General features: G+C 59.1%; 23 protein-coding genes and 1 pseudogene. 12 read left to right on the forward strand and 12 right to left on the reverse strand.

What is annotated here, in order from left to right:
• Position 1 precedes the first annotated feature (1 nt).
• The gene (locus tag GV002_RS00495) at positions 2-367 is read left to right on the forward strand and encodes a hypothetical protein (protein ID WP_160016570.1); all 366 of its coding nucleotides are present in this window, start codon (positions 2-4) and stop codon (positions 365-367) included.
• 14 nt (positions 368-381) lie between these two features.
• Positions 382-2,046 (forward strand): M48 family metallopeptidase, encoded by a 1,665-nt coding sequence (locus GV002_RS00500; RefSeq protein ID WP_160016571.1) that lies wholly within the window; start codon positions 382-384, stop codon positions 2,044-2,046.
• A gap of 1 nt (position 2,047) precedes the next feature.
• Here the strand turns inward: GV002_RS00500 and GV002_RS00505 are convergent, their stop codons facing one another.
• The 9 genes from GV002_RS00505 to GV002_RS00545 all read right to left on the reverse strand — a co-directional run bounded on the left by GV002_RS00505 (position 2,048) and on the right by GV002_RS00545 (position 10,124).
• The gene (locus GV002_RS00505; protein WP_160016572.1) at positions 2,048-4,003 is read right to left on the reverse strand and encodes a DUF4105 domain-containing protein; all 1,956 of its coding nucleotides are present in this window, start codon (positions 4,001-4,003) and stop codon (positions 2,048-2,050) included.
• On the reverse strand, positions 4,000-4,320 hold the full coding sequence (locus tag GV002_RS00510) for a DUF2388 domain-containing protein (RefSeq protein WP_017676111.1): 321 nt from the start codon (positions 4,318-4,320) through the stop codon (positions 4,000-4,002). Before GV002_RS00510 ends, GV002_RS00505 begins: the two co-directional genes overlap by 4 nt.
• 145 nt (positions 4,321-4,465) lie before the next feature.
• Positions 4,466-4,789, reverse strand: coding sequence for a DUF2388 domain-containing protein (locus GV002_RS00515; protein ID WP_160016573.1), 324 nt, complete (start codon positions 4,787-4,789; stop codon positions 4,466-4,468).
• 83 nt (positions 4,790-4,872) lie between these two features.
• Complete coding sequence (locus GV002_RS00520; RefSeq protein WP_160016574.1) at positions 4,873-5,076, reverse strand: DUF1127 domain-containing protein; 204 nt, start codon at positions 5,074-5,076, stop codon at positions 4,873-4,875.
• Between the two features lie 223 nt (positions 5,077-5,299).
• A complete protein-coding gene (locus GV002_RS00525) occupies positions 5,300-5,515 on the reverse strand; it encodes a DUF1127 domain-containing protein (RefSeq protein WP_017676107.1) in 216 nt (71 codons plus the stop codon).
• A gap of 358 nt (positions 5,516-5,873) precedes the next feature.
• Positions 5,874-7,310, reverse strand: coding sequence for an NAD(P)(+) transhydrogenase (Re/Si-specific) subunit beta (locus GV002_RS00530; protein ID WP_160016575.1), 1,437 nt, complete (start codon positions 7,308-7,310; stop codon positions 5,874-5,876).
• 3 nt (positions 7,311-7,313) lie between these two features.
• Positions 7,314-7,625: an NAD(P) transhydrogenase subunit alpha gene (locus GV002_RS00535; RefSeq protein ID WP_017676105.1), complete on the reverse strand. Its 312-nt coding sequence runs from the start codon at positions 7,623-7,625 to the stop codon at positions 7,314-7,316.
• Positions 7,626-7,636: 11 nt separating this feature from the next.
• Complete coding sequence (locus GV002_RS00540) at positions 7,637-8,758, reverse strand: Re/Si-specific NAD(P)(+) transhydrogenase subunit alpha (RefSeq protein WP_160016576.1); 1,122 nt, start codon at positions 8,756-8,758, stop codon at positions 7,637-7,639.
• Positions 8,759-9,227: 469 nt separating this feature from the next.
• Complete coding sequence (locus GV002_RS00545; protein ID WP_160016577.1) at positions 9,228-10,124, reverse strand: LysR family transcriptional regulator; 897 nt, start codon at positions 10,122-10,124, stop codon at positions 9,228-9,230.
• A gap of 180 nt (positions 10,125-10,304) precedes the next feature.
• Here GV002_RS00545 and GV002_RS00550 point away from each other — a divergent pair, with 180 nt between their 5' ends.
• The gene (locus GV002_RS00550; protein WP_106738165.1) at positions 10,305-11,483 is read left to right on the forward strand and encodes an acyl-CoA dehydrogenase; all 1,179 of its coding nucleotides are present in this window, start codon (positions 10,305-10,307) and stop codon (positions 11,481-11,483) included.
• Positions 11,484-11,539: 56 nt separating this feature from the next.
• Complete coding sequence (locus tag GV002_RS00555) at positions 11,540-12,763, forward strand: CaiB/BaiF CoA transferase family protein (protein ID WP_160016578.1); 1,224 nt, start codon at positions 11,540-11,542, stop codon at positions 12,761-12,763.
• Between the two features lie 185 nt (positions 12,764-12,948).
• On the opposite strand, the pseudogene GV002_RS00560 reads toward GV002_RS00555, so the two are convergent.
• Together GV002_RS00560 and GV002_RS00565 are read right to left on the reverse strand one after the other, a co-directional pair.
• Positions 12,949-13,389 (reverse strand): annotated as a pseudogene (locus GV002_RS00560) (exodeoxyribonuclease VII large subunit); the annotation flags it as partial.
• Between the two features lie 43 nt (positions 13,390-13,432).
• On the reverse strand, positions 13,433-14,311 hold the full coding sequence (locus tag GV002_RS00565; protein WP_372241808.1) for a LysR family transcriptional regulator: 879 nt from the start codon (positions 14,309-14,311) through the stop codon (positions 13,433-13,435).
• A gap of 88 nt (positions 14,312-14,399) precedes the next feature.
• On the opposite strand from GV002_RS00565, the gene GV002_RS00570 reads away from it, so the two are divergent.
• Together GV002_RS00570 and GV002_RS00575 are read left to right on the forward strand one after the other, a co-directional pair.
• A complete protein-coding gene (locus GV002_RS00570; protein ID WP_160016580.1) occupies positions 14,400-14,867 on the forward strand; it encodes a multidrug/biocide efflux PACE transporter in 468 nt (155 codons plus the stop codon).
• Between the two features lie 55 nt (positions 14,868-14,922).
• The gene (locus GV002_RS00575; protein WP_160016581.1) at positions 14,923-15,477 is read left to right on the forward strand and encodes a sugar ABC transporter ATPase; all 555 of its coding nucleotides are present in this window, start codon (positions 14,923-14,925) and stop codon (positions 15,475-15,477) included.
• Positions 15,478-15,597: 120 nt separating this feature from the next.
• Here the strand turns inward: GV002_RS00575 and GV002_RS00580 are convergent, their stop codons facing one another.
• Positions 15,598-16,215: a TonB-dependent siderophore receptor gene (locus GV002_RS00580; RefSeq protein ID WP_306109742.1), complete on the reverse strand. Its 618-nt coding sequence runs from the start codon at positions 16,213-16,215 to the stop codon at positions 15,598-15,600.
• A gap of 359 nt (positions 16,216-16,574) precedes the next feature.
• Here GV002_RS00580 and GV002_RS00585 point away from each other — a divergent pair, with 359 nt between their 5' ends.
• The 6 genes from GV002_RS00585 to GV002_RS00610 all read left to right on the forward strand — a co-directional run bounded on the left by GV002_RS00585 (position 16,575) and on the right by GV002_RS00610 (position 23,507).
• On the forward strand, positions 16,575-17,768 hold the full coding sequence (locus tag GV002_RS00585; RefSeq protein ID WP_256667006.1) for an MFS transporter: 1,194 nt from the start codon (positions 16,575-16,577) through the stop codon (positions 17,766-17,768).
• 36 nt (positions 17,769-17,804) lie between these two features.
• Positions 17,805-18,422 (forward strand): CDP-alcohol phosphatidyltransferase family protein, encoded by a 618-nt coding sequence (locus GV002_RS00590; RefSeq protein WP_160016582.1) that lies wholly within the window; start codon positions 17,805-17,807, stop codon positions 18,420-18,422.
• A gap of 16 nt (positions 18,423-18,438) precedes the next feature.
• Entirely contained in the window at positions 18,439-19,749 is a 1,311-nt protein-coding gene (locus GV002_RS00595) for an ATP-grasp domain-containing protein (RefSeq protein WP_160016583.1), read from the forward strand.
• Between the two features lie 76 nt (positions 19,750-19,825).
• Positions 19,826-22,186: a PEP-utilizing enzyme gene (locus tag GV002_RS00600; RefSeq protein WP_160016584.1), complete on the forward strand. Its 2,361-nt coding sequence runs from the start codon at positions 19,826-19,828 to the stop codon at positions 22,184-22,186.
• Complete coding sequence (locus GV002_RS00605; RefSeq protein ID WP_160016585.1) at positions 22,183-22,785, forward strand: gamma-glutamyl-gamma-aminobutyrate hydrolase family protein; 603 nt, start codon at positions 22,183-22,185, stop codon at positions 22,783-22,785. Before GV002_RS00600 ends, GV002_RS00605 begins: the two co-directional genes overlap by 4 nt.
• Positions 22,782-23,507, forward strand: a complete 726-nt coding sequence (locus tag GV002_RS00610) for an NTP transferase domain-containing protein (protein WP_160016586.1) — start codon at positions 22,782-22,784, stop codon at positions 23,505-23,507. The genes GV002_RS00605 and GV002_RS00610 overlap by 4 nt, the downstream gene beginning before the upstream one ends.
• Positions 23,508-23,566 lie beyond the last annotated feature (59 nt).

Raw genomic sequence — 23,566 nt, forward strand, 5'->3', positions numbered from 1 at the left:
AATGTTCAGAGCCACAGTATTCGGGCTGTTGCTGTGTAGCGTGTCGGCATGGGCGCAGGAGCCGCTGAAAATTATCGGTTACCCGTTGGAAAAGGTCGCGCTGTATGACGAACAGGGCGAGTTTCTCGGCGATATGAGTCGTGATCAGCTCCCTGTTCCAGACGTGCAGGTGATCAGCTTCAGCGAAGCCAAGAACCTGCTGCTGATCGCCGTTGGTGAGCGCCAGGTCTGGCTTGATCCGCTGGATGTGAAACTCAATCACGGTAAGACAGTTGCCTTCGATTGCCGCAAGGTCGCCGAGACCAGCCTTCTGGCAGACAGCAAGACCAATGCGGTGATGGGCTATTCGAAGGCCTGCGGCAAGTGAATCAGGGAGTATTCATGCGTAAGGAAATGACATTGGCAATTGCCTGTTCGCTGTTGATCGGATGCCAGCAGATGCCGTCGACCGGCAATGTGCCACTTGAAGGCAAGTTCATTGACAGTCCGCGTGCTCGCCCGCTGGCACTGCAGCCGGTGACCAACAGCCCCTGGTTGAATAATGCTCTGGTTGATCGATTGGCCGGTGCCAGCGATCCGGATGAGATTCGCGGGTTCGGCAAGGTAGACCTGACCGAGCAGATGGCCCAAGTCGAAAGCTTTCAGGTCCCGGAGCTGCAGGTTTACTGCGATCAGGTGCTGAGCCGTTTGCTGGCCCACTGGCCGCATGCCAAACCAGACATCAAAGTGCGCTTCAGCGCTTCGGAGAGTTTTGGTGCGCGCGCTACCGCAGAAAATGTCATCTACCTCAACTTGGGCACTCTACAGGCCATCGAGAGCGAGGACGAACTAGCGGCGATGCTTGGCCACGAAGCGGCTCACTTGCTGCTGGGACACCTCGATCGCGAGCATTTCTTCAATCAGCAGAAGAAGTTGCTGGATGCATCGGTAACGGCGGTCAGCCTGGGCGTTACGGTGGCCGGGCTGGAAAGCCAGAAGAGCGGTACGTCACGCAAACTGGTTGTGGGTGATCCCGACGCAGTGGGCAAGACAATCGTACAAAGCAGCCTGTCAGGTACTCTGCTCAAGGCAGTATCCGACAATTTCTGGAACAGCAGCTGGACGCGTGCTCAGGAGGATGAGGCTGATTTGCTGTCCGTCGATCTGCTCAGTCGTGCGGGTTACTCTCCGCGTGGTGCGGTACATGGCATCCAGCGGCTACAAAGCTTCGAGGGTAGTAATGTCAGCCAGTTGCAGCGCTATCAGGCCATGCAGAAACAGCTGTTCAGCCAGGCGATGCAGAAGAAGGGCATCGGCGGTCTGCTCGAGCAGGGTATCCAGAGCGGGGTGACCGCTGCGCAGCTGGCAGCCGTGGATGTATGGACGGACTTTGGCAAGACCCACCAGTTGCCTGCCCAGCGGGAGGAGGCGTTGGTGCGTTATATCGCCAGCGAGTATCGCAGCGAGCGACGCAGAAGCCCGCAGCTTGCCAGTTATCAGCGACAGCTCCTTGGTGGTCAGAGCGGCAAGATTCTCGCCGGACAGGTGCTGATCAACCGTGCGACCAAGGCCCTCGACAAGGGCGATCTGAGCGAGGCGCGCCAGTTGGCCAAGGAAGTGGCGAGCGGACCGGCTGCCAGGAGCATGCGTGCACAAACCTTGCAGTTCGTCCTGGCGGTTCAGCAAAGACGTTACAAGGATGCACTCGCCAATCTGGAGCAGGTTCCAGAAAGCGAATGGCAGTATGCGTCCCTCTCCAGCTATGACCAGATCATCACGTTGTCGCTCAGTCTCGACCGGCAGGCTCAGGCCGAGCGCTATCTGCAGCGCGGTCAGGCACATTGGGGCAATCAACTGATGACGCCACTGGAGATTTCCGTGCACCTGCAGAGCGAGCGGGTCGTCCAGGCACAACAGGCCTATCAATCATGCCAAAGCGCAACGAGCAAAGGCTTGTTGGCTCAGTGCGAATCGGCGATTGGTCGCTTCAAACCTCAGCAACAGGCGCCTGCCAATCCGCTGCAGCAGTTGGGCCTGCCTTCGATGGGCAAGCTGCTAGGTAGCTGACTCAGGGCAGCTGCAACCCACCACTGGCCTTGTGCAACACACGCAGGTGTTCGCCCAATGCCACCAGGTTGGCCTCGTTGGCCTCCAGTTCGGCCAGGCGCTCGGGTTGCAGCAGGTTGCGGACTTCGTCATCGAGTTCATCGCTGAGCTGGCGCAGTTGCTGCTGGCGCTCACGGCTGCTGATTTCGAGGCGCTGCCATTCCTTCTGTTGCGGCAAGCCGTAACCGCCTTCGAGCAGTTCGGCCGGGCGGCTGAGGAAACCGCTGTTTGCGAGAATTTGTTCCAGCGCGGCACCGGCCTTGTTCAGGCTCGGATCGCCAGCGGCGCGGCCGGTCAGGTAGCGGCGCTTCAGTTCGTCCTGGGCCAGCAGCAGTTGCCGGCGCAGCGCGGCCTGCTCCAGCAGCAGCAGGGCGGCACTGGCGCGCAGGTCGGCCTCGTCGAACCACTGGCGGCGAGCCTGTGCGGACTGTTCCAGCCAGGACTCGACGCTGTCCTGCTGGATGGGCAGGCGCTGGCGCAGCACGGCGAACATGGCCTGATAGCGCTCGCGGAAGGAGTCGAAGCGATAGCCCAGACGCAGCGCCTCGCGCGGGTCGTCGAGCACTGTGGTGTCGGCCAGCCCGCGAGCATCCATCAGTTTCAGCAGGCCATTGGGCAGGATGCTGTCGAGTGCGTGCAGACGCGGATTAGCGGTGCCGCTGCGCAGCAACTTGAGGGTTTCCACCGCGCAGTTGTTGGAGACGAAGTAGTAGTCGCCGTCATAGCTCCAGTGCTGTTCGGCGGCGCGTACCACCAGTTGTTCGACCTCGTTGCGCGACAGGCGCAGCGGTACCGAGGCCAGGCTGCGCAGCTCGACCTTGGTGTATTCATCGATCACCTGCTCCAGCGGCAGGACGAACAGGCGTGAGGGGTAGACGCCGGTCAGGCCATCCCAGCTCGACAGTTGCAGGTCGCCGACGAAGGCACGATAGGACAGCACCAGGTGGTGGTCGAGATCCAGGCGGCAGTCCGGGCCACGTGGCCGGCCCGGTGCGCAGACCACCAGGCGCAGCATGCTGTGGCCCCAGCGGCTCATCCAGGCATCGTTGGCTTCAGCGAGCAGGTAGTCGACCTCATAAACGCGCTCAGGATCGAGTCGCCCCAGTGGCTGCAAGGCAAAGTCGCGCCCGGCATTGAGGTAGGGATAGTCGTTGGCGCAGTTCTCGCTGGGCGGCGTCCAGTCGAAGTGCTCACGGAAATAGCGCGCCAGCGAGGGGCGGCGGCAGGCGTAGCTGGGGTCGAGCAGGAAGTATTCGAGGTTGACCGCGACGAACTCCAGCGCATTGGTCAGCTCGTAGCTGTCCGGGCTGCGTGCGACCTGGCCGTTGTTCAGATCGCGCGCGCCATGCTGGCCGACCCGCTGCGACCAGCCAGCCAAATCGAGCAGGCGCGGGTCGTCGCTGAGGGTAAAACGCCGCTCGGTCTGGCCACGACAGTCCTCCGGCAGCCCAACCGGACCCATTGAACTGGCGCGTTGTCGGCACTGGCTCATGTGGCGGCGTTCGGCGACAGGCCAGAGGCGGGCGCGGTCGTAGAGGTGGGTCAGCTCATGCAGCAGCGTGGCCAGCAACTCCTGGCGCTGGGTGCCGTGCGGGCGATCGGTGCGATTTTCTGCAGCCGAGCCATCGACCAGCTTCGGCAGCAGCTCGGCGTTGAGTTCGATGCCGCTGAAGCGACCGACCTGACCGTAGATCTCCGAGGGCAGCCCGGCGCGCCAGCTGACCCTCACTTCTCGGTCCAGTTGCTGGACGAAGCGCGGGGGCAATGCGGCTATCGCTTCGTCCAGCAGGGCCTGGCTCGCCTGGCGTTCGGCTGCGTCTAGAGCGCTGTCGTCCAGCGTCAGACGCAGCTGCGCCTGGGCGAAGCCTGCGGCCATCGCCAGCAGCGCGCCGCAGCACCAGGCGGCGAGGTGGGTCACAGAGCGAGAATGGCTTCGGCCAGTTGCAGATCGCTGGCAGCCTGCGCTTGCGGCAACTGCTGACGGATGGTCTGCAGCGCGGCTTCCAACTGCGCACCGCGAATCTCACCGGCGCTGGCGACGAAGCTGGCAGCGTCGTCACGGGCTTGCACCACGGCCTTCATGTCGCGCAGCGAGGTGGTGGTGTCGGACGTGAAGTTGATGCTGCGATCCAGGGCGCGCACCACGATGTTGCTGGTGGCGACCACGGTTTGCGCCTGAGCGATACCGCTGAACAGGGCGCAGGCGGCAACGGCGATGACGAATGAGCGACGCATGATAAGGAGCTCCGAGAACTGCAGAACGGACGATTTGACGTGGACAGGCCGGCGCGGTTCCCCGCGACCTGGCAGGTAGGCGAAGTTTACGGGGCCAAGCAGCCCCGGTCAGCAGCGAGCCGAGTGATAGACGTGTGCAAAGTTTTCACAGGCTGAGGATGGCCTGAGCGAGGGCCAGGTCATCTGCCGTCGCCAACTCGGCATCATGACGGCGAATGTGCGCCAGGGCCGCTTCGAGCCGTGCGCTGCGGATCGCGCCAGCGCTGGCGACGAAACTGGCGGCGTCATCGCGGGCCGCGCGCAGCTGTTTCATGTCGCGCAGCGAGCTGGTCGCGTCAGAGGTGCCCTCGGCGGTGCCGGCCAGGGCTCCCCCCAGGGTATCGGTCGTCGCGACCAGGCTGCTGGCGCAGGCGGTGCCTGCCAGTCCTAATGAAAGGAGCGCTGCAATCAGGGATATCTTCAGGTGCATATGGGGTCACTCCGGTAGGGCGGGGCGCTGTTCTGCCCGCATCCGCAGCTTAGCCCAACACGGTTTCCCGCTCCATGGCTGGTTCAGCGCCAGAAGGGCTTGGCCAGTTCCTGTTCACGCTCCGCTGTGCTGATGCCGGCGTCAGCCAGTTGTTGCTGATTGAGCAGGGCAAGCTGCCGACGGGTGCGGCGGTTGCGTTGCCAGTGACGCAGCGTCGAATAGAGGCCGAGCCAGTGCAGGGACTTGCCGTGTGCAGGTTGCGAGAGCGGTTCGTGAGTGCGGTCCATGGCGTTCTCCTGTCGAGAGACAAGGTTGGCAGCTCATGTTCTCGCAAGTGCTCGTAAGCGAGCAGATACAACTGAAGGGAATTGTGCGGGGGCAGTGGCGGCTTTATGGCAACTGTACTGCTCGCTGAGGCGATGACTGTTGCAGATAAAACGAAAGCCCCACCGCAGCAGAGGCGGTGGAGCTCTCAGAAGATCCCAGATTGGGATGGAGCAAAGCGGGGTGTTAACGCCAGAACGGCTTCTGCAGTTCGACGTAACGCTGATTTTCGCTGATGCCGGCGTCAGCGAGCAGGCGGGCATCCAGTCGAGCCAGTTGACGACGGCTGACGATGCGGCGCTGCCACAGGCTGAGGGTGGCGATAACGCGGAGCAGCCAGGCCGATTTGTCGCTGGCAACGCTGTGAGTTTGAAGCAGGGCGGAACTGAGGGTACGTTCCATGGTGGTCATCCTTCCGCTTGTGGCGGCGCTGGTGTTTGCTTTCGATGGGCAAATTATCCCGAGCGCAGGAGTGGCTCAGTAGTCACAGCTGGATGAAATTGTTGTGCTATTAGATAGGTTGCTTTGTAACTGTTCGGTCAGGAATCGATGTTACTGTACTGGCCATAAGTGAAAAGACTGGGTGCAACCTGTTTTGGCGAGATTTTTAACTGGGTGCAACCCGATTATATTGATCTTTCAAGCAGTACAGTTTGAAATTGATCTGTTGTGATGATTGACCTGAAAATCAATTTTTTTGCTGGGCCCATAACCAGGAAACCCGGCACATGGCCGGGTTTCCTGTCTGACCGGTCAGGGCTTATTCCACGGCCTTGACCATGTCTTCTATCACCTTCTTGGCATCGCCGAAGACCATCATGGTCTTGTCCATATAGAACAGTTCGTTGTCCAGGCCGGCGTAGCCGCTGGCCATCGAGCGCTTGTTGACGATCACGGTCTTGGCTTTGTAGGCCTCGAGGATCGGCATGCCGGCGATCGGCGACTTCGGATCGTTCTTCGCTGCCGGGTTGACCACGTCGTTGGCGCCGAGCACCAGCACCACATCGGTCTGGCCGAACTCGGAGTTGATGTCCTCCATCTCGAACACCTGCTCGTAAGGCACCTCGGCCTCGGCCAGCAGCACGTTCATGTGGCCAGGCATACGCCCGGCGACCGGGTGGATCGCATACTTCACGGTCACGCCGCGGTGGGTCAGCTTCTCGGCCAGTTCCATCAGCGCATGCTGGGCACGCGCCACAGCCAGGCCATAGCCGGGCACGATGACCACGGTGTCGGCGTTGGTCAGCAGGAACGCGGCGTCGTCGGAAGAGCCCGACTTCACGCTGCGCTGCTCCTGGCTGCCGCTGGCTGCACCGGTATCTGCATCGGCGCCGAAGCCGCCGAGGATGACGTTGAAGAACGAGCGGTTCATCGCCTTGCACATGATGTACGAGAGGATGGCGCCCGAAGAGCCAACCAGGGAACCGGCGACGATCAGCATCGAGTTGTTCAGCGAGAAGCCGATACCGGCCGCCGCCCAGCCCGAGTAGCTGTTGAGCATCGACACCACCACCGGCATGTCGGCGCCGCCGATAGGGATGATGATCAGCACGCCGATGACGAACGCCAGCGCCACCAGGATGGCGAACGAGGTGATGTCGCCGGTGAAGGTGTAGACCAGGCCCAGACCGAGAATGGCCAACCCGACGGCCAGGTTGAGCAGGTGCTGGCCTTTGAAAACCACCGGCGCGCCCTGGAACAGGCGAAACTTGTACTTGCCCGACAGTTTGCCGAAGGCGATCACCGACCCGGAAAAGGTGATGGCGCCGATGGCTGCACCGAGGAACAGTTCCAGGCGGTTACCGGCCGGGATCGGGTCGGCCATGCCGGCGACGATTCCCAGCGACTGCGGCTCGACGACGGCGGCGATGGCGATGAACACGGCAGCGAGGCCGATCATGCTGTGCATGAAGGCGACCAGTTCCGGCATCTTGGTCATCTCGACGCGCTTGGCCATGATGGTGCCGATGCTGCCACCGACCAGCAGGCCGACGATGACGAAGCCCAGGCCTTGAACGGCCAACTCGCTGCCGAGCTTGTAGATCAGGCCGATGGTCGTCAGCACGGCGATAGCCATGCCGATCATGCCGAACAGGTTGCCGCGTCGCGACGAAGTCGGGTGCGACAGGCCCTTGAGCGCCTGGATGAAGCACACCGAGGCGACGAGGTAGAGAACAGTGATCAGGTTCATGCTCATCGATTACTTCTCCACCTGGGCCTTCGGGGCCTTCTTCTTGAACATTTCCAGCATGCGCCGGGTTACCAGGAAGCCGCCGAACACGTTGACTGCGGCCAGGGCCACGGCCAGGGTGCCCATGGTCTTGCCCAGCGGGGTGACGGTAAGCGCGGCCGCCAGCATGGCGCCGACGATCACGATGGCGGAGATGGCGTTGGTTACGGCCATCAGCGGGGTATGCAGGGCCGGGGTGACGTTCCACACCACGTGGTAGCCGATATAGATGGCCAGCACGAAGATGATCAGGTTGTAGATGCCGTCGGAAATCAGATCCATGTCACTACTCCTTAGCCGTTCTTGCGCACGACTTCGCCGGCATTGCACATCAGGCAGGCCGCGACGATGTCGTCTTCGAGGTTGAGCTGGAACTGGCCTTCCTTGTCGATCACGAGCTTGAGGAAGTCCAGCAGGTTGCGTGCGTACAGGGCGGAGGCATCTGCCGGCACCAGTGCAGCCAGGTTGGTGTGGCCGACCAGGGTCACGCCATGCTTGACCACTACCTTGTCGGCCTCGGTCAGCGGGCAGTTGCCGCCCTGGGCTGCCGCCAGGTCGATGACCACGGAGCCGGGCTTCATTTCGGCCACCGTGCTCTCATGCAGAAGCGTCGGTGCCTTGCGGCCGGGGATCAGTGCGGTGGTGATGACGATATCGGCCTGCTTGGCGCGCTCATGCACGGCCTTGGCCTGACGCTCCATCCATGACGGCGGCATCGGCCGGGCATAGCCGCCCACACCCTGAGCGCACTCACGCTCTTCATCGGTCTCGAAAGGCACATCGACGAACTTGGCGCCGAGCGACTCGATCTGCTCCTTGACCGCCGGACGCACATCGGAGGCTTCGATCACCGCACCCAGGCGCTTGGCCGTGGCGATGGCCTGCAGACCGGCAACACCGGCACCGAGAATCAAAATACGCGCGGCCTTAACGGTACCCGCAGCGGTCATCAGCATCGGCATGAAGCGTGGATAGTGGTGGGCTGCCAGCAGCACGGCCTTGTAGCCGGCGATATTGGCCTGCGAGCTCAGTACGTCCAGGCTTTGCGCGCGGGAGGTGCGCGGTGCGGCCTCCAGGGCGAAGGCAGTTACGCCGCGAGCATTCATGCGCGCGATGGTCTCGTTGCAGAACGGGTTGAGCATCCCAACCAACACGGCCCCGGCTCTGATGTGAGCGAGCTCGGCTTCGGTCGGTGCGACCACCTTGAGCACGAGGTCTGCGCCAAACGCGGCAGAGTCGTTGCCAATGGTCGCGCCAGCAGCCTCGTAAGCGCTGTCTGGAATGCTGGCGCTGATGCCGGCGCCGGCCTGGACGGTCACCTGATGACCTTGGCCGACCAGCTTTTTGATGGTCTCTGGGGTCGCGGCAACCCGCGTCTCCCCGGCATGGGTTTCGAGAGGAACACCGATGTGCACGTCTAATCTCCTGCGTGATCTTTTTTGTGAACCGGGGCACTGCGCTGGCGCGCCGGCGATTGGGGATCAGCACATAACCCGCCGGAAGGTGGCGAGCGCGGCGATTGTGCAATCGAACGCAAACCCTTACAAGAAGTTATGGAGTAAAAAGAATGCATTACTACAAGTAATGGGTCTATGAGGGATTTTTATACTGAGTGCAGCCCGCGCAGATTCGGGCCGACAGCAGATTCTGCGCAGCTTGTAGGGCAGTATAGGCAGTCACGCGCCGGATGACCGCTGGTCGAATCGGGAGGAGTGTGGAGAGTAACGAACAATCCGTTCAGAATAGTGCCATAGCCCGAAAGTAGTGGTTAGTGAGCACTTTCCCTGGTGAACTAAATGTAGTGTGACCGTATTTGCGCTACGGGTTCTATTTTTGGGCGTATCTGTTCTCTGCGAGCTAAAAGCGATCTTTCTCTAGCGATGATCATGCACCCCGATAGGCGTCGGCCTGGGCCAGGAGCCAGTCACGAAAGGCCTTCAGCGCTGCAGACTCGGCCTTGCGTTCCGGCACTATCAGGTAATAGGCGCGGTCGTTGTTTGGCACAGCTCGATCAAGGGCGATCACCAGGCTGCCCTCTTTCAGTTCGCGCTGGATCAGAAAGGGTGGGATCAGTGCGATGCCCATTTCATGCTGCGCTGCCTGGGCCAGCATGGAGAACAGTTCCAGTCGCGGGCCGGTCATGTCGCGAGCCACATTCATGCCCTGGGCGGCGAACCACTGGCGCCAGGCGTAGGGACGGGTGGTCTGCTGCAGCAGGGGCAGAGCGGCGATGTGCTCAACTGTCACCGGGGTGTCGCCCAGTAGCGCCGGGCTGCACACCGGCAGCAGGTGCTCATGCATCAGGAAATGGGCTTCGGTGCCCGACCATTCGGCGTCGCCGTAATAAATGGCGGCATCGAAGTGAGTGTCGGCGAACAGGAAGGGGCGCGTGCGGTTGGTGAGGTGCACCGTCACCTCAGGGTGCAGCTGCTGAAAGTTACGCAAGCGTGACAGCAGCCACTGCGTGCCAAAGGTCGGTACCACCGCCAGCTCGATACTGGTGGTGCCCTGGTTGCCCATCAGCGCCAGGGTGTCGCGCTCCACTGCATCGAGTTGCGCTGCCACCTTGCGACTGTAGGCGACGCCCGCTTCGGTCAGCACCACGCCGCGCCTTGAGCGGCGAAACAGCTCCACATTAAGAAAGCTCTCCAGCCCGCCGATCTGCCTGCAGATCGCGCTCTGCGTCAGGTTCAACTCGTCGGCGGCCTTGGTGAAGCTCTGGTGGCGAGCGGCGGACTCGAAGGCGACCAGGGCGGCGGTGCTGGGTATCTTGCGGCGCATATATGCAAAAGCCTCACTCATAATCGATAAATTCAGATGAATAAACTATCTCGGAGTGAGGAAAAAGCACAGATATGTGCAAATTCTGCGTTTGTCCTCTGCTCGAAGCCGGCCTAGGATCAAAGCCATTCAGGGTCGGCTGGGTTGGCCGCTCACTTCACTGCTTCGAGGGTTTTCGCAATGGCCAAGGCAAGCTTCAACTGGATCGACCCGCTGCTGCTCGATCAGCAACTGACCGAAGAAGAGCGCATGGTGCGTGATAGCGCCCAGCAGTTCGCGGACGACAAGCTGGCGCCTCGCGTGCTCGAGGCGTTCCGCCACGAGCAGACCGATCCAAAGATCTTCCGTGAAATGGGCGAAACCGGCTTGCTGGGGGCGACCATTCCTGAGGCCTACGGTGGCAGTGGCCTGAATTACGTGTGCTACGGGCTGATCGCCCGTGAAGTGGAGCGCATCGACTCCGGTTACCGTTCGATGATGAGCGTGCAGTCCTCGCTGGTGATGGTGCCGATCAACGAGTTCGGTAATGAAGCGACCAAGCAGAAGTACCTGCCCAAGCTCGCAAGTGGCGAGTATATCGGTTGCTTCGGCCTGACCGAGCCGAACCACGGCTCCGATCCGGGCGCTATGGTCACCCGTGCCAAGAAGGTCGAGGGTGGCTATCGCCTCACTGGCAGCAAGATGTGGATTACCAACAGTCCGATCGCCGATGTGTTCGTGGTCTGGGCCAAGGACGATGCTGGCGAGATCCGTGGCTTCGTGCTGGAGAAAGGCTGGGAAGGTCTTTCCGCTCCGGCGATTCACGGCAAGGTGGGTTTGCGCGCCTCGATCACCGGCGAGATCGTCATGGATAACGTGTTCTGTCCCGAAGAGAACGCCTTCCCGGATGTGCGCGGCCTGCGCGGCCCATTCACCTGCCTGAACTCCGCCCGTTACGGCATCAGCTGGGGTGCCCTGGGCGCCGCCGAATTCTGCTGGCACACCGCACGCCAGTACGTGCTCGATCGCAACCAGTTCGGCCGGCCACTGGCGGCTAATCAACTGATCCAGAAGAAGCTGGCCGACATGCAGACCGAAATCACCCTGGCTCTACAGGGTTGCCTGCGCCTCGGCCGAATGAAGGATGAAGGCACCGCTGCGGTGGAGATCACCTCGATCATGAAGCGCAACAGCTGCGGCAAGGCGTTGGATATCGCGCGCCTGGCGCGCGACATGCTGGGCGGCAACGGCATCAGCGACGAGTTCGGCATTGCCCGTCACTTGGTCAACCTCGAGGTGGTCAATACATACGAGGGCACGCATGACGTACATGCACTGATTCTTGGGCGTGCGCAGACCGGCATCCAGGCGTTCTTCTAAAGGCTCGCGCCTATCACTGATCCATGGTGCGCGTGGCGCACCCTACGGAGAAGCCTATGTCCGGTGCTCTGTCACATATCCGCGTACTCGATCTGTCGCGCGTGCTGGCTGGTCCCTGGGCCGGACAGATATTCGGTGACCTCGGTGCAGAGGTGATCAAGGTCGAGCGTCCGGGCTCGGGCGACGACACCCGGCATTGGGGGCCTCCTTATATAAAGGATGCCGAGGGTAATGACTCGCGTGAGGCGGCCTACTTCCAGAGCGCCAATCGCAACAAGCAGTCGCTGACCCTGGATTTCACCCAGCCCGAAGGCCAGCGCCTAGTGCGTGAGTTGGTCGCGCAGTGCGATGTGCTACTGGAGAACTTCAAGGTCGGTGGCCTGGCGGCCTATGGCCTGGATTACGAATCGCTGAAGGCGATCAACCCACGTCTGATCTATTGCTCGATCACCGGCTTCGGCCAGAACGGCCCCTATGCCAGGCGCGCGGGCTATGACTTCATGATCCAGGGGCTCGGAGGCCTGATGAGCCTGACTGGGCGTCCGGAAGGTGAGGAAGGTGCGGGTCCGATGAAGGTCGGCGTGGCGCTGACCGATATCCTTACCGGCTTGTATGCGACGGTGGGCGTGCTGGCCGCGCTGAATCAGCGTGAGCAATCCGGTGTGGGTCAGCATATAGATGTGGCTTTGCTCGATGTGCAGGTTGCCTGCCTGGCCAATCAGGCCATGAACTACCTGGCGACAGGTGTATCACCCAAGCGCCTGGGGAATGCCCATCCCAATATCGTGCCCTACCAGGACTTCCCCAGTGCCGACGGCAGCTTCATTCTCGCGGTGGGTAACGACGGGCAGTTCCGTAAGTTCTGCGAAGTGGCGGATATTGCGACGCTTGCCGATGACCCTCGCTTTGCCACTAACAAGGCCCGGGTTGCCCATCGTGCCGAGCTGATCCCGCTGTTGCGCCAGGCCACGGTATTCAAGACCACTGCGCAGTGGATCGAGTTGCTGGAAAAGGCCGGCGTGCCTTGTGGGCCGATCAACGATCTGCAGCAGGTGTTTGCCGACCCTCAGGTACAGGCGCGCGGTTTGCGTCTCGACCTGCCCAATGCCCTGGGCAGCAACACACCGCAGGTCGCCAGTCCGTTGCGCCTATCCGCTACGCCGGTGGCTTATCGTGCGGCTCCGCCACTGCTGGGTCAGCACACCGATAGCCTGCTGCAGAGGTTGCTGGGCATGAGTGAAATGCAGATTGCCGAGTTGCGCGAGGCAGGAGTGATCTGAGCCTTCATATATAGATGGGAGGGCGGTTGATCCGATTTACGTAATTATTTGCATACCAGGGGTTTACAGCTCGCCGTGCTGATGTAGAATGCGCGCCACTTCAGCGATGAAGCTCTTCAAAAACTTCTTGTTAATCAATAAGTTAAGTTTAAAAGAGGGGTTGCAAAGCGAGGTGAGGCGTGTAGAATGCGCGCCGGTCGACAGGGTGGAATCTTGCGTTCGGTAGAGAACAGACCTTCGGCGCCGAGCTTCTCCTTCAGCGCCTCGAAGGCCAGGCGCAGGGCGCCGTCGCCGGCCGGCTCCACGGCGTCGAGAATCAGCTGGTAGTCGCCGCGCCCCTCGAACAGCGAGACCTTGCCGCGCACCTTCACCGCCAGGCCATCGCGCAGCGCCTGGCGCACGCGCGCGGCGTTCTGCCGGAACAGCGCGCAGCGCACCTGGGCCTGGCTGTCCTTCAGGGTGAAGTAGATGTGGCCGGAGGCCGGGCGGGCGAGGTTGGAAATTTCCCCCTCGACCCAGATGCCGGCGAACACGTCCTCCAGCAGCAGGCGGGCGCGGTTGTTGAGCTGGCTGACGCTGAGGACCTCGCGGTCGAGGTTCAGGCGGGCAAAAGGGTCATTGATCATGGGGCGGCATGATAAGTCGAGAGCGATATCGGCGCGACCTTCATCAGGCGTCTTGCTGCAGGCGTTCGAGCAGCCAGGCCGCGACCGGGCCGAGCTCGCGCTGGCGCGACCAGATGGCGTCTACCGTCACCCGCCGCGGCCAGCCACTGCAGGGCAGTTCATGCAGGCCACCGAAGCCGTAGGCATCGACCAGTTGCCGCGGCAGTTCGGCCCAGCCGAAGCCCAGCCGTGCCATCTCCAGCAGCATCAGGTAGTCCGGCGCGGCCCAGCAGCGGCCGCCGCTGCCGGGCAACTCGTCCGTGTTCGCATCGTCATGGGCGACGCTGCTCAGGCGTAGCAGGCGCCAGCGCGACAAGTCATCCTGACGCACCTGGGGCAGCGTGCTCAGGGGGTGACCCTTGGCGACGAACAGCCCAAACTCGCTGCTCATTTCCAGGCGGGCGTGGGCGATATGCGGCGGATAGGTCGCTTGCGCACCAAGCAGTCCCAACTGCGCGCGGCCCTGCGTGACCAGATCGAGCACGTCGGTCTGTTCGGCGATCAGGCTCTCGAACTGCAGGTCGGGGAAGCGCTGATCCAGCTCCTGCAGGCGCACTTCGTATTGTTTCGGCTGGTAGGCGTCGGACAGTGCCAGCGTCAGGCGTGCCTCCTGGCCTCTGGCCAAACCTGCGGCGTGGCGCGCCAGACGGTCGCTGGCGCAGAGGACTTCCTCGGCATGAGCCAGCAAGCTGGCACCGGCTGCGGTCAGCTGCAGTTTGCGCGGGCCGCGTTCGAACAGTGCCACGCCCAGGTCGATTTCCAGGCGAGCGACGGCCTCGCTGATGGTCGATTGGCTCTTGCCCAGACGCCGCGCTGCGGCGCTGAGCGATCCGCAGTTGGCCGCCTGGGCGAAGGCCTGGAGGGAATCGGGGGAAATATTCATATCGGTTTTGCCGATGGCAGCTGCCTTTTGGTTGGCTGATATTCCGATGATCATAGCGCTCGTCGTCACTTATCACGAGGTTCGTTTCATGACTCAGCCCCTGCCGCGCTCATTGCGTGAGCGCATCGGTCACGCCCTGGCCTTCGAGACCATCGCCGTGCTCATCTGCGCGCCGACCATGGCCTGGTTCATGGACAAGCCGCTGCTGCACCTGGGTGTGCTGACCCTGATGTTTTCCACCGTGGCGATGCTGTGGAACATGCTGTTCAATTACCTGTTCGACCGCGCACAGAGTCGTCTGGGCTTCGAGCGCGGCCTGTGGGCGCGGGTCAGTCATGCGCTGCTGTTCGAAGCGGGCTTAATCGTCGTGCTGGTACCGCTGGCCGCCTGGTGGCTGTCGATTGGCCTGCTCGAGGCGTTGCTGCTGGATATCGTGCTGATCCTGTTCTTCCTGCCTTATACCCTGGCGTTCAACTGGATCTATGACGTGTTGCGTGCGCGCTGGCTGGCTCGGCGCGAAGCACAGGCGACTGCTGCGATCTGTCGCGGGGCTTGATTTGCCGGTGGCAGCGCCTAAGCTGCCGCCTTTCTTTGCACCCACTTCGAGCCCCATGACTGCACAACTGATCCTCGTCCCGCAGATATCCACGCTTCCCGCTCACGAGCAAAAGGCCCAAGCCATGCTGCGCTGGCTGGTCAAGCGGGAAATCGTCGAGGCGCTGCCGACCACCTGCGGACAGGGCGGCAACGGCATGGCCTACGCCATCGGGCCAGGCGCTCGGCGTATCGCCCAGCGTCCCGAGTTGCTGCCCTATGGTCAGGCGCACAATGGCCTGGAGATCATCACCAACCGCTGCATATACATGCCGACGCAGGGCTTTCTCGAAGAGGCGGGCTGCGCCGAATGCCGCAAGGAAGTGGGCGTGCCGCTGTTCGACAGCCTGGAACTGTGGTGGCCAGGGGAAACCGACAACTTCACCTGCCCGGAATGCGGGCATGAAGATGACATCAACGGCTTCCTGTTCCTGCAGCCCTGCGGGTTTTCCAACCTGGGCTTCATCTTCAACGGCTGGATGGACGCCGGCCTGCGCCCGGCGTTCGTCGAAGAATTCGGCGAACGCCTGGGCTTTGCGGTGAGGCAGGTACGGGTCGACGCTCCGGCTTGAGCAGGTGCGCTTAGGCCCGTGGGAGGGGCTTCAGCCGCGATTTGTGCTGTCTTCAGTCGCCGCTGAAGCGCCTCCCACAGGTGCTCGGCACAAGGTGGCTGCGCTGCCGTCAGGATAAGCTCAGAACTCGACGCTGGCCGACAGGCGCAGTTCACGCGGCTCGCCCACGGCGATGCGCAGGTCACCACCGCTGGACGGGTAGTATTCCTTGTTGAACAGGTTGTTGGCATTGAGCTGCAGCCTGGTTTTGTCGCCTAGCAGGCGCGTGGTTTCCCAGGAGACGAAAGCATCGGCCACGGTGTAGCTGTCCAGCCAAGCACTGTTGGCGTTATCCACCGCACGCTTGCCGACGTAACGTGCACCGCCGCCGACACGCCAGAGGCCAAGTTCGCCTCGCACCGCCAGGTCATGGCTCAGGTACAGACTGCCCATGTTCTTCGCTGCGTTGACCAGTGCATTGCCCTTATTGCTCGGATCATCAAGGATTTCCGTGTCGGTGTGGGCGTAGGTGGCGATCAGGTTCCAGCGCTCGGCGATGCGCCCGGTCAGGTCGACTTCCACACCGCGCGAACCCACCTTGCCGGCGGCTTCGGAGTTGCCGTTGTTGCTGACCACCACGTTGTGCTTTTCGATGTCGTAGACCGCGATGTCGGTGCTGAGGTAGGGCGTGATGTCGTACCTGGCGCCAATCTCGCGGCTCTTGCCCTCTTCCGGGTCATAGGCACTGGCATCGGCCAGAGTGTCCGACTAATTGGGTTTGAACGATTCGCTGTAGTTGGCATGCAGCGATAGCTTGTCCGTGGCGGCGAATACCACCCCCTACAAAAGGCAGGAAGGCCTGGCCCTGATCGCCGATCAAACGGTTATGGCTGCTGCCCAGCCCCTGAACCAGATATTGGTCGTAGCGTTGATAGAGGCCACCCAGCTTAATTTTCTCTACTCTGGAGGTTTACGTTGACAGTAAATTCGCTCCAAATTGTCGCGTAGCTGAACGATTCAGAGATTTATGACTTTTTTGTTGCGGATTGTTGTGGCTTTATTTTTTTTACGATAGCGTGCCTGCAGTTACTAGGAGATTTTTGTAGGTAAGGGATGACATGCGATTTAATCATTCGTTTAAAATTCTCACAGTCCTTATTTGGGTTGTAAATCTGTGCGCCATTTGTGCGTCCACGCTAACCTATATCTATCTGTCTTATTACACTTACAAGGAAACCGGCAGCTTGCTTTATTCGCAGGTCGTGCTGTTTTCACCCATGCTCTTGCCCGTATTGTTTGTTGGGCAAATTTATAGACTGTCCGATCAAGTATCTCCACGTACATTATTGCTTTTGTCCAATGCCTTGGCGCTGTTGGTGGTAGTGCTGGTTTATTCGCTACTGCCGACTGTTGCATTGGTTGCAATCGTTGGCGGTATTGCTATTGGTGCACTGGACGCGTTGCAGCGGGTCGGCCGAATCGTTGCCATCAAATGCTACTTCAATTCAGCAAATGTCGAGTCCACCGTTCCGTTGACCCTGACAGCGCAGTTTATTGCCGGTGGCATCGCCGGTACTGCAATGACACTGGTCAAGGGCGATATGATGCCTTGGCACGCGTTGGCAATCACTACCGCGCTGTTCTCCATAGCCTCCTTCGCTGCCTTTCTGCTACCCCGTGCGGAGCGCCCGGTTACCGTCACCATCCCTCAGTCTGCGGCGCTGATCAAAACATTTGCGAATCTTATGAGGACCAGCCCGCAACTGCGCCGCAGTTTCTGGAACTTCATTATTCTCGTCAGCGTTTATCAGGGCTTCTTCAATGTCTCGCGGGTGATTCTGCCGGCCCATGTTCTGGGTTTGTCGGAGGACTATGTGGGCTTGCTGCAAATGGTCAATAGCGTGGCCGCCTTGGTCGGCGCGATCCTTTACTACAAGGTGAGCAAGCGCGGTCATAAGTTGTCGCCCCTTTCCATGGCAGCTGCGAGCGCATTGTTCATGATGGCAGCCGCCTACGGTGGAGGCTTGACCTCCAGTTATGGAGCTTACTTTTTCTATATTTTTTTCTTTGAACTGGCATTTTTCAAGTTGCAATCCGACGTCGTGTTGGCAACTCCGGCCAATGCCATGCCTCTGGTTGCGTCAGTGCAATATGCGGGCGTTTATGCCGGAATGGTTTTAACAATAATCTTCGGTTCGTTATTGGTTGAGCATATTGGCTTGCTGTTGACTAGCATTATTTTTTCCGTGCTTTATTTTTCGGTTGCTCTAGTGTTCTCGTTGAGTTTGAAGCCGGTGGAGCAGGTTATGTAGTAAATATTTTGAATATGCACAAGGAAGTCATGAGATATGCACAGGATGGCTGCGATATTTCCGTTCGTTCGTTTTTTTGATTTAGCTAATGGGGTGACAGTATTAAACACTCTGTTGTCTTTTGCGGTCGTGGTCGTGGCGCAACAAGGACGCTTGTCTTGGGCTGCTAGTATTATTTGTTTGGCGGCGATACTAGATTTTGTTGATGGGCACATTGCAAGAACTTGGTTGGCCGCTGACGCGCCAAGGCGCGAGTTTGGCAAGCATCTGGACAGTTTTGCCGACCTGCTGAATTTCAGTGTCGTACCAGCACTTGTTCTGATCATGCTGATTCCTTCATCTCTGGCCGTACTGGCGGGTTCTGCACTAGTGCTGTCCGGTGTACTGCGCCTAGCTGTTTTCTCCATCAATCATCCTGACGCTCCGGTGGGTTATTGCGGTTTGCCGACGACCTACTCCGGTTTGCTGTTCGCGCTAGCTTTCCAGTCAGTGGCGGCAGGCAAGGTTGGCGCTGATGACGTGCTGGTGCTGATGTTTCTCATTGCCGTACTTCAGGTCATGAACCTGAAATTGCCGAAATTCAAGACCGTTCCCACGGTGGCCTTCATTACGGTTGTCTTTTCCTTCTGCAGTTTTCTCCTCTATTACGCATAACTATATGGGGCGCTTTATGAAACATGTCGTTTTGGTTGATAGCACTGTCAGTGGCCTGCTCGCCTTTGAAGCTGCCAAGCGCCTGGGTTGTCATGTGACATTTATTCACCAGCGCGATACGTCGTTTCTGACAATATCGCTCAAGGGGGATCACTCGAAAATCGAGACGTACCTTAAACACGTCGACGAATATATTCGCGTTGATTCGCTTGAGGGCGACGAGTTTCACAATCTGTTGGCAAAGCTCAACGGCATTCGAAAAATTGATGCGCTGATCTCTACGTCCGAGGCGGCGATTGTTGCCGTGGCCCGAGAAGCCGAGTTGCTCGGTACGCGTTACCCAAGCTATGAAAATCTTTGCGGCGCTGTCTATAAAAGTCGTCTGCGTGAAATATTGCGCACCCAAAACGTGCGTTCTCCTGACTTCCAGGTCTTGACCGAAAGCCAACTGGCCGAAGGCATCGCGCCTTGGTTGGCTTTGCCGTTCGTGATCAAACCCACGCGTGGTTTTGCCAAACAGTTTTCGGCGATCTGTTTTACTCAGCAGGATTTCGACGCATTCGTCGAAAATATCCGTCAAGTCCGTACTGATTCCGATCAGATGATTGAAGCCTTAGTCAGCCGCGAATACCTGGTCGAACAATACGTGAACGGTACGCTGCACTCTGCTGAAGTCATCGTTCAGGACGGGGTAGTGTCTTGCTACGCTACCACTATTCGTTTTCGCGCCGACTACAACGAGATCCTCGAGATGACAGCAACCATGCCGTCAGGTCTGGATACGGCAGCGCGGAATGAAATAGAGACCTATGTTCAGCAGGTATTCACTGCCTTGAAACTGGACGTAGGCCTGTATCACGTCGAGTTGCTCCGTGACGAAAACGGCCCATGCCTGGTGGAGATCAATGCACGCATGATGGGCAGTGTCGCACCGCAAATGTATAGGATGCTGACCGGTATTGATCCATTCGAAATGCTGATCCGTCTGCATTTGGGGGAGATCATCAAGATTGACGATTCGCTGATTGAAACTGCGGGTACCGTAGTCACGATCGCCTCGCGACATGGCGGACGGATTGCCGATAGCTATGATCCTCGAACGCTACAGCAGCTGCTGGACAAGTACGAGATCGAGTTTTGTACTGCCCATGTTGTGCCCGGTCAGCATGTGAGCGTCTACACCGGCAATATCGGAACGATCGGCCATGTCATTGTGCTCGACAGCTGCCCCTACGCGGCCGCGAAAAAGGGCAACAGTTTTCTGGCTGAACTGTCCTTGTTGTATGGCAACGAACTGGCGAAATACGCCGGTCCGGAACTGACGTAAGTCACTGTCATACCGGTTCTTGGCAGTCATAGCTGCTCACAATGGAATGTAATTACCTCTAACAGTGGAAGACGACATGCAGTCGATGACTTTAGCCGGCCCTTTCGAGTTTTCTGGTAAAGCCGGGACGCTGGAAAGCCTTGCCCCATTACTGAAAACTGGCCGCGTGCTGCCATTACTCCGGTTCACGGTCAGGAACTGGCGTAGCAAGCGACAGGCCATTCTGGATTATTGTGTAAACCGCTTCGGTGATCATTCATTGATCGTGCGCTCCAGCAGTCTGTCGGAGGATCAAGATGGCACCTCGGGGGCTGGTATGTACGATTCGGTTGGTAATGTGCGTGGGGCTATAGCATTGGAACAGGCCATTGAACGGGTAATCGGCTCATACGGGCAAGCCGGCGATTTCGATGAAGTGCTGATCCAGAGTATGGCAACTGGGGTGTTGGCGTCGGGGGTAGCGATGACTCGTGATCCGGAAACCGGCCTGCCTTACTATGTGGTCGATTATGTACCAGGTCACGAAACGGATGGCGTCACTGCCGGCACCGGTACTGTTCACTCGTTCGTGGCGCTCAAATCCCAGTGCTGTTCAGAACCGGTGGAGCTCAAGGGGTTGTTCGCCCTGCTGGCCGAAGTCGAGCAACTGACTGAGCGCGACGCGCTGGATATCGAGTTCGCGATCACCGAAGACGGGCCGCTTCTGTTTCAGGTTCGGCCGATGACGGGACAAGGCGTGGAGAACATCGATTTGCAATCGGACCAGGCGTTGCTTTCGATCCTGGATTCAGAGGTAGTGCTGCTTGAAGGGTTGGCCAGAAATACTCGAGAGCCCGAGCATAGCTTCAATGCCTTTTTGGGGCTGATGCCGGACTGGAATCCAGCCGAGATGATTGGTGTCAAGCCGCGACCGTTGGCGTATTCGCTATATAAGGAGCTGATCACTGATGTGAATTGGGCGTCGGCGCGGTTCCGCTACGGCTACCGCGACATGCGCAACAAACCATTGATGTATCAGTTCAGTGGCTCACCATACATCTGCATTCCCTATAGCGTGGAGTCGTTCATTCCAGCAGCGCTGCCGTTGTCGATCGTCAACTCGGTGGTCAAGGAGTGTTGTGAATACCTCGCAGCTCACCAGTCGTTGCACGACAAGATTGAGTTTTCGATTATTCCCACCTGTTTTACGCCACAACTGGCGGCCATGCCCGCGAGATCAATTCCAGCTTTCAACGGATTGAGCGCGGCTCAGCATGCGCTCTATCTGGCAGAACTGAAGAGCGTTACCGAACACATCATCAGCGCCGATGGGCCGTTTTTCTCGGACCTGACGCGACTCCCCCGGATTGAACAAAAAGTCGAAAGACTTGGCAGCCATCAGCAGAGCGAGGATCCGCTTCAGCGATTACGTCACGCCCTGGCTGACGCAAAGGTGGTTGGAGAAGTTTTTTCCGGCGTAGCGCGGGCGGCATTTGTTGCTACCTCAGTCATCAAGTCGCTGGAAACCATGCAGCGAATTCCTGCGGGTGTCACGGATTCGCTGATCGGCAGCGTGTACACCGTTGGACGCAAGATAGCCGACGACTTTCGAATACTGCACAAAGAAGCGTTCTTACGCCTGCACGGCCATGTACGTCCCGGCACTTACGATTTACGCGTGGCTCGATACGATGAAACCCCCGACGCCTATTTCGACTGGAATACGCCGCTGCAACGGGCTCATCGTGATGAAGGACCGCGGGTGATCAGTCGTGAAGTTCGTAATGCTGTGCAACAAGCCTTCGACGAGTGTCAGCTTCGCGTATCGGCTGAACATTTTTTCAAGTTTCTTGATGCCGCTGTCGCCGCCCGGGAGAAGGTAAAGTACTTGTACGGTGCTTTCGTCTCGCAAGCCCTCAAGGCGCTCGGCATTTGGGGAGAGAGTCATCAGTTGGGGCGCGAAGAGTTGAGTTTCGCAAGAGTTGACGATTTTTTCGGCAACCTTGAAGAGCTCCGGGTGGAGATGATTCGTGATGAGATCGCCAGCAACCGAGTGCGGTGGCAGTCGACTCAAGGTATCCGCACCCCGGTCATTGTATGCAAGCCTCAGGATTTGTTGTCTCACGCCATTGAGACATGCAATCCGAACTTCATCACCCGCAGTGCGACTGAAGCGCCAGTGGCGGTATTGCGGGCAGAAGAGACTAGCAAGCGCGACATCGAAGGCTGCATTGTGTTGATCGAGAGCGCCGACCCTGGTTTCGACTGGATTTTCACTCACCGTATCGCGGGGTTCATTACCGCTTACGGTGGCGAAAACTCTCACATGTCGATCCGTGCCCGGGAGTTTGCAATCCCCGCTGCAATCGGTGTTGGGGACGCGAAATTTCGTAGTTTGCTGTCGAGCGCACGGTTAATTCTCGATTGTGCCGAGCGTCGTATCCAGGTGCTGTCATGACCTTGATAGCCGTCACCATGCTTCGGCTGTTCGATACAGCGCGAGATGAGTGGAGGGATGCGATTGATGCGCGCTGGACGTCCTTTCTGTCTCATTGTGGGGTGCTACCTCTTTACATGCCCAATGATGCCCATGTCAGTCGTGACCTGTTGGCGCGGCTTCAGCCGCAGGGTGTGCTATTGACCGGGGGCGGTAGTTGTCAGGTGTTGTCGGGTATTACCGGTCCGCGAGATGAAACCGAAGCCATGCTGTTGGCGTGGGCCGCACAGAATCGCCTTCCAGTCCTAGGCATATGTCGTGGTATGCAGGTGATGCTCAGTCGTGCCGGGGCAACGCTAGAGCCCGTTGCATCCCACGTAGGCGAGCACGACATTGACTTTCACGGCGCGGTTCGACGGGTCAACTCGTTTCACGATTACGGCTTTTATGCAGTGCCACCTGATTATAAAGTCGAGGCAGTCAGTGAGGACGGTGTAGTCGAAGCCGTCAGCAACCCCTGCTTAGGTCATAGCGCCGTGATGTGGCACCCCGAACGTAATCAACATTGGGACAGTGCTGACCTTTCCTTGGTCCGCCAGGTTTATGGAATTTCACCATGAAGGCAATCATTCTTGCGGCTGGACGTGGTAGCCGATTGGGGGCGCTCACTGATCTGCGGCCCAAGGCATTGGTGACATTCAACGGTATGCCGTTAATCGAGCGAACAGTTCGTACTTTGCGTGCCGCTGGTATTACCGAGATCGGCATTGTTGCGGGTTATCGCAGCGATATGCTCGCGCCCTATGCTGATCGGCTGTTTATCAACCCGCTGTGGAGTACGACGGGAATTCGCCAGTCGCTTAGTGCTGCCCATGAATGGCTGGACTCGCAGGCGTGTGTGGTGAGTTACGGCGATATTTTCTATTCGCCAGAGCTAGTCAGGGCCCTGATACAAAAAGACGAAGATATTGATCTAGCATTTGATCCCCGGGCGGTGAAACTCTGGCAGCAGCGCTTCGATCAACCTCTGGATGACATGGAGCGATTTGTTATCGAGAACGGCAGGATCTGCGAAATCGGCCATCGTGCCGAGACGTTGGAGCAGATCCAAGGACAATACATGGGCTTATTCAAGCTGACGCCGAGAGGTTGGTGTGCTCTCAATGATCAACTGCAACGGTTGAGCATTGAGCAGCGTGAACAAGTTGATATGACCTCGCTGTTTTCCTTGCTGATTGAGGACGGTATACGGGTTGGCGGGACGCCGACGAATGCGCCATGGGGCGAAATTGACTGCCCTTCCGACGTGCAATTGTATGAGCGGATTTATCCACAGCTATGAGCGTATAGCTTGAACTGCCAGTAAGCTTGGTTTCCACGCGAAATTCAAATCTGCTGAGG

It is taken from the genome of Pseudomonas sp. 8O (assembly GCF_902506495.1).
Taxonomy (GTDB): domain Bacteria; phylum Pseudomonadota; class Gammaproteobacteria; order Pseudomonadales; family Pseudomonadaceae; genus Aquipseudomonas; species Aquipseudomonas chaetocerotis.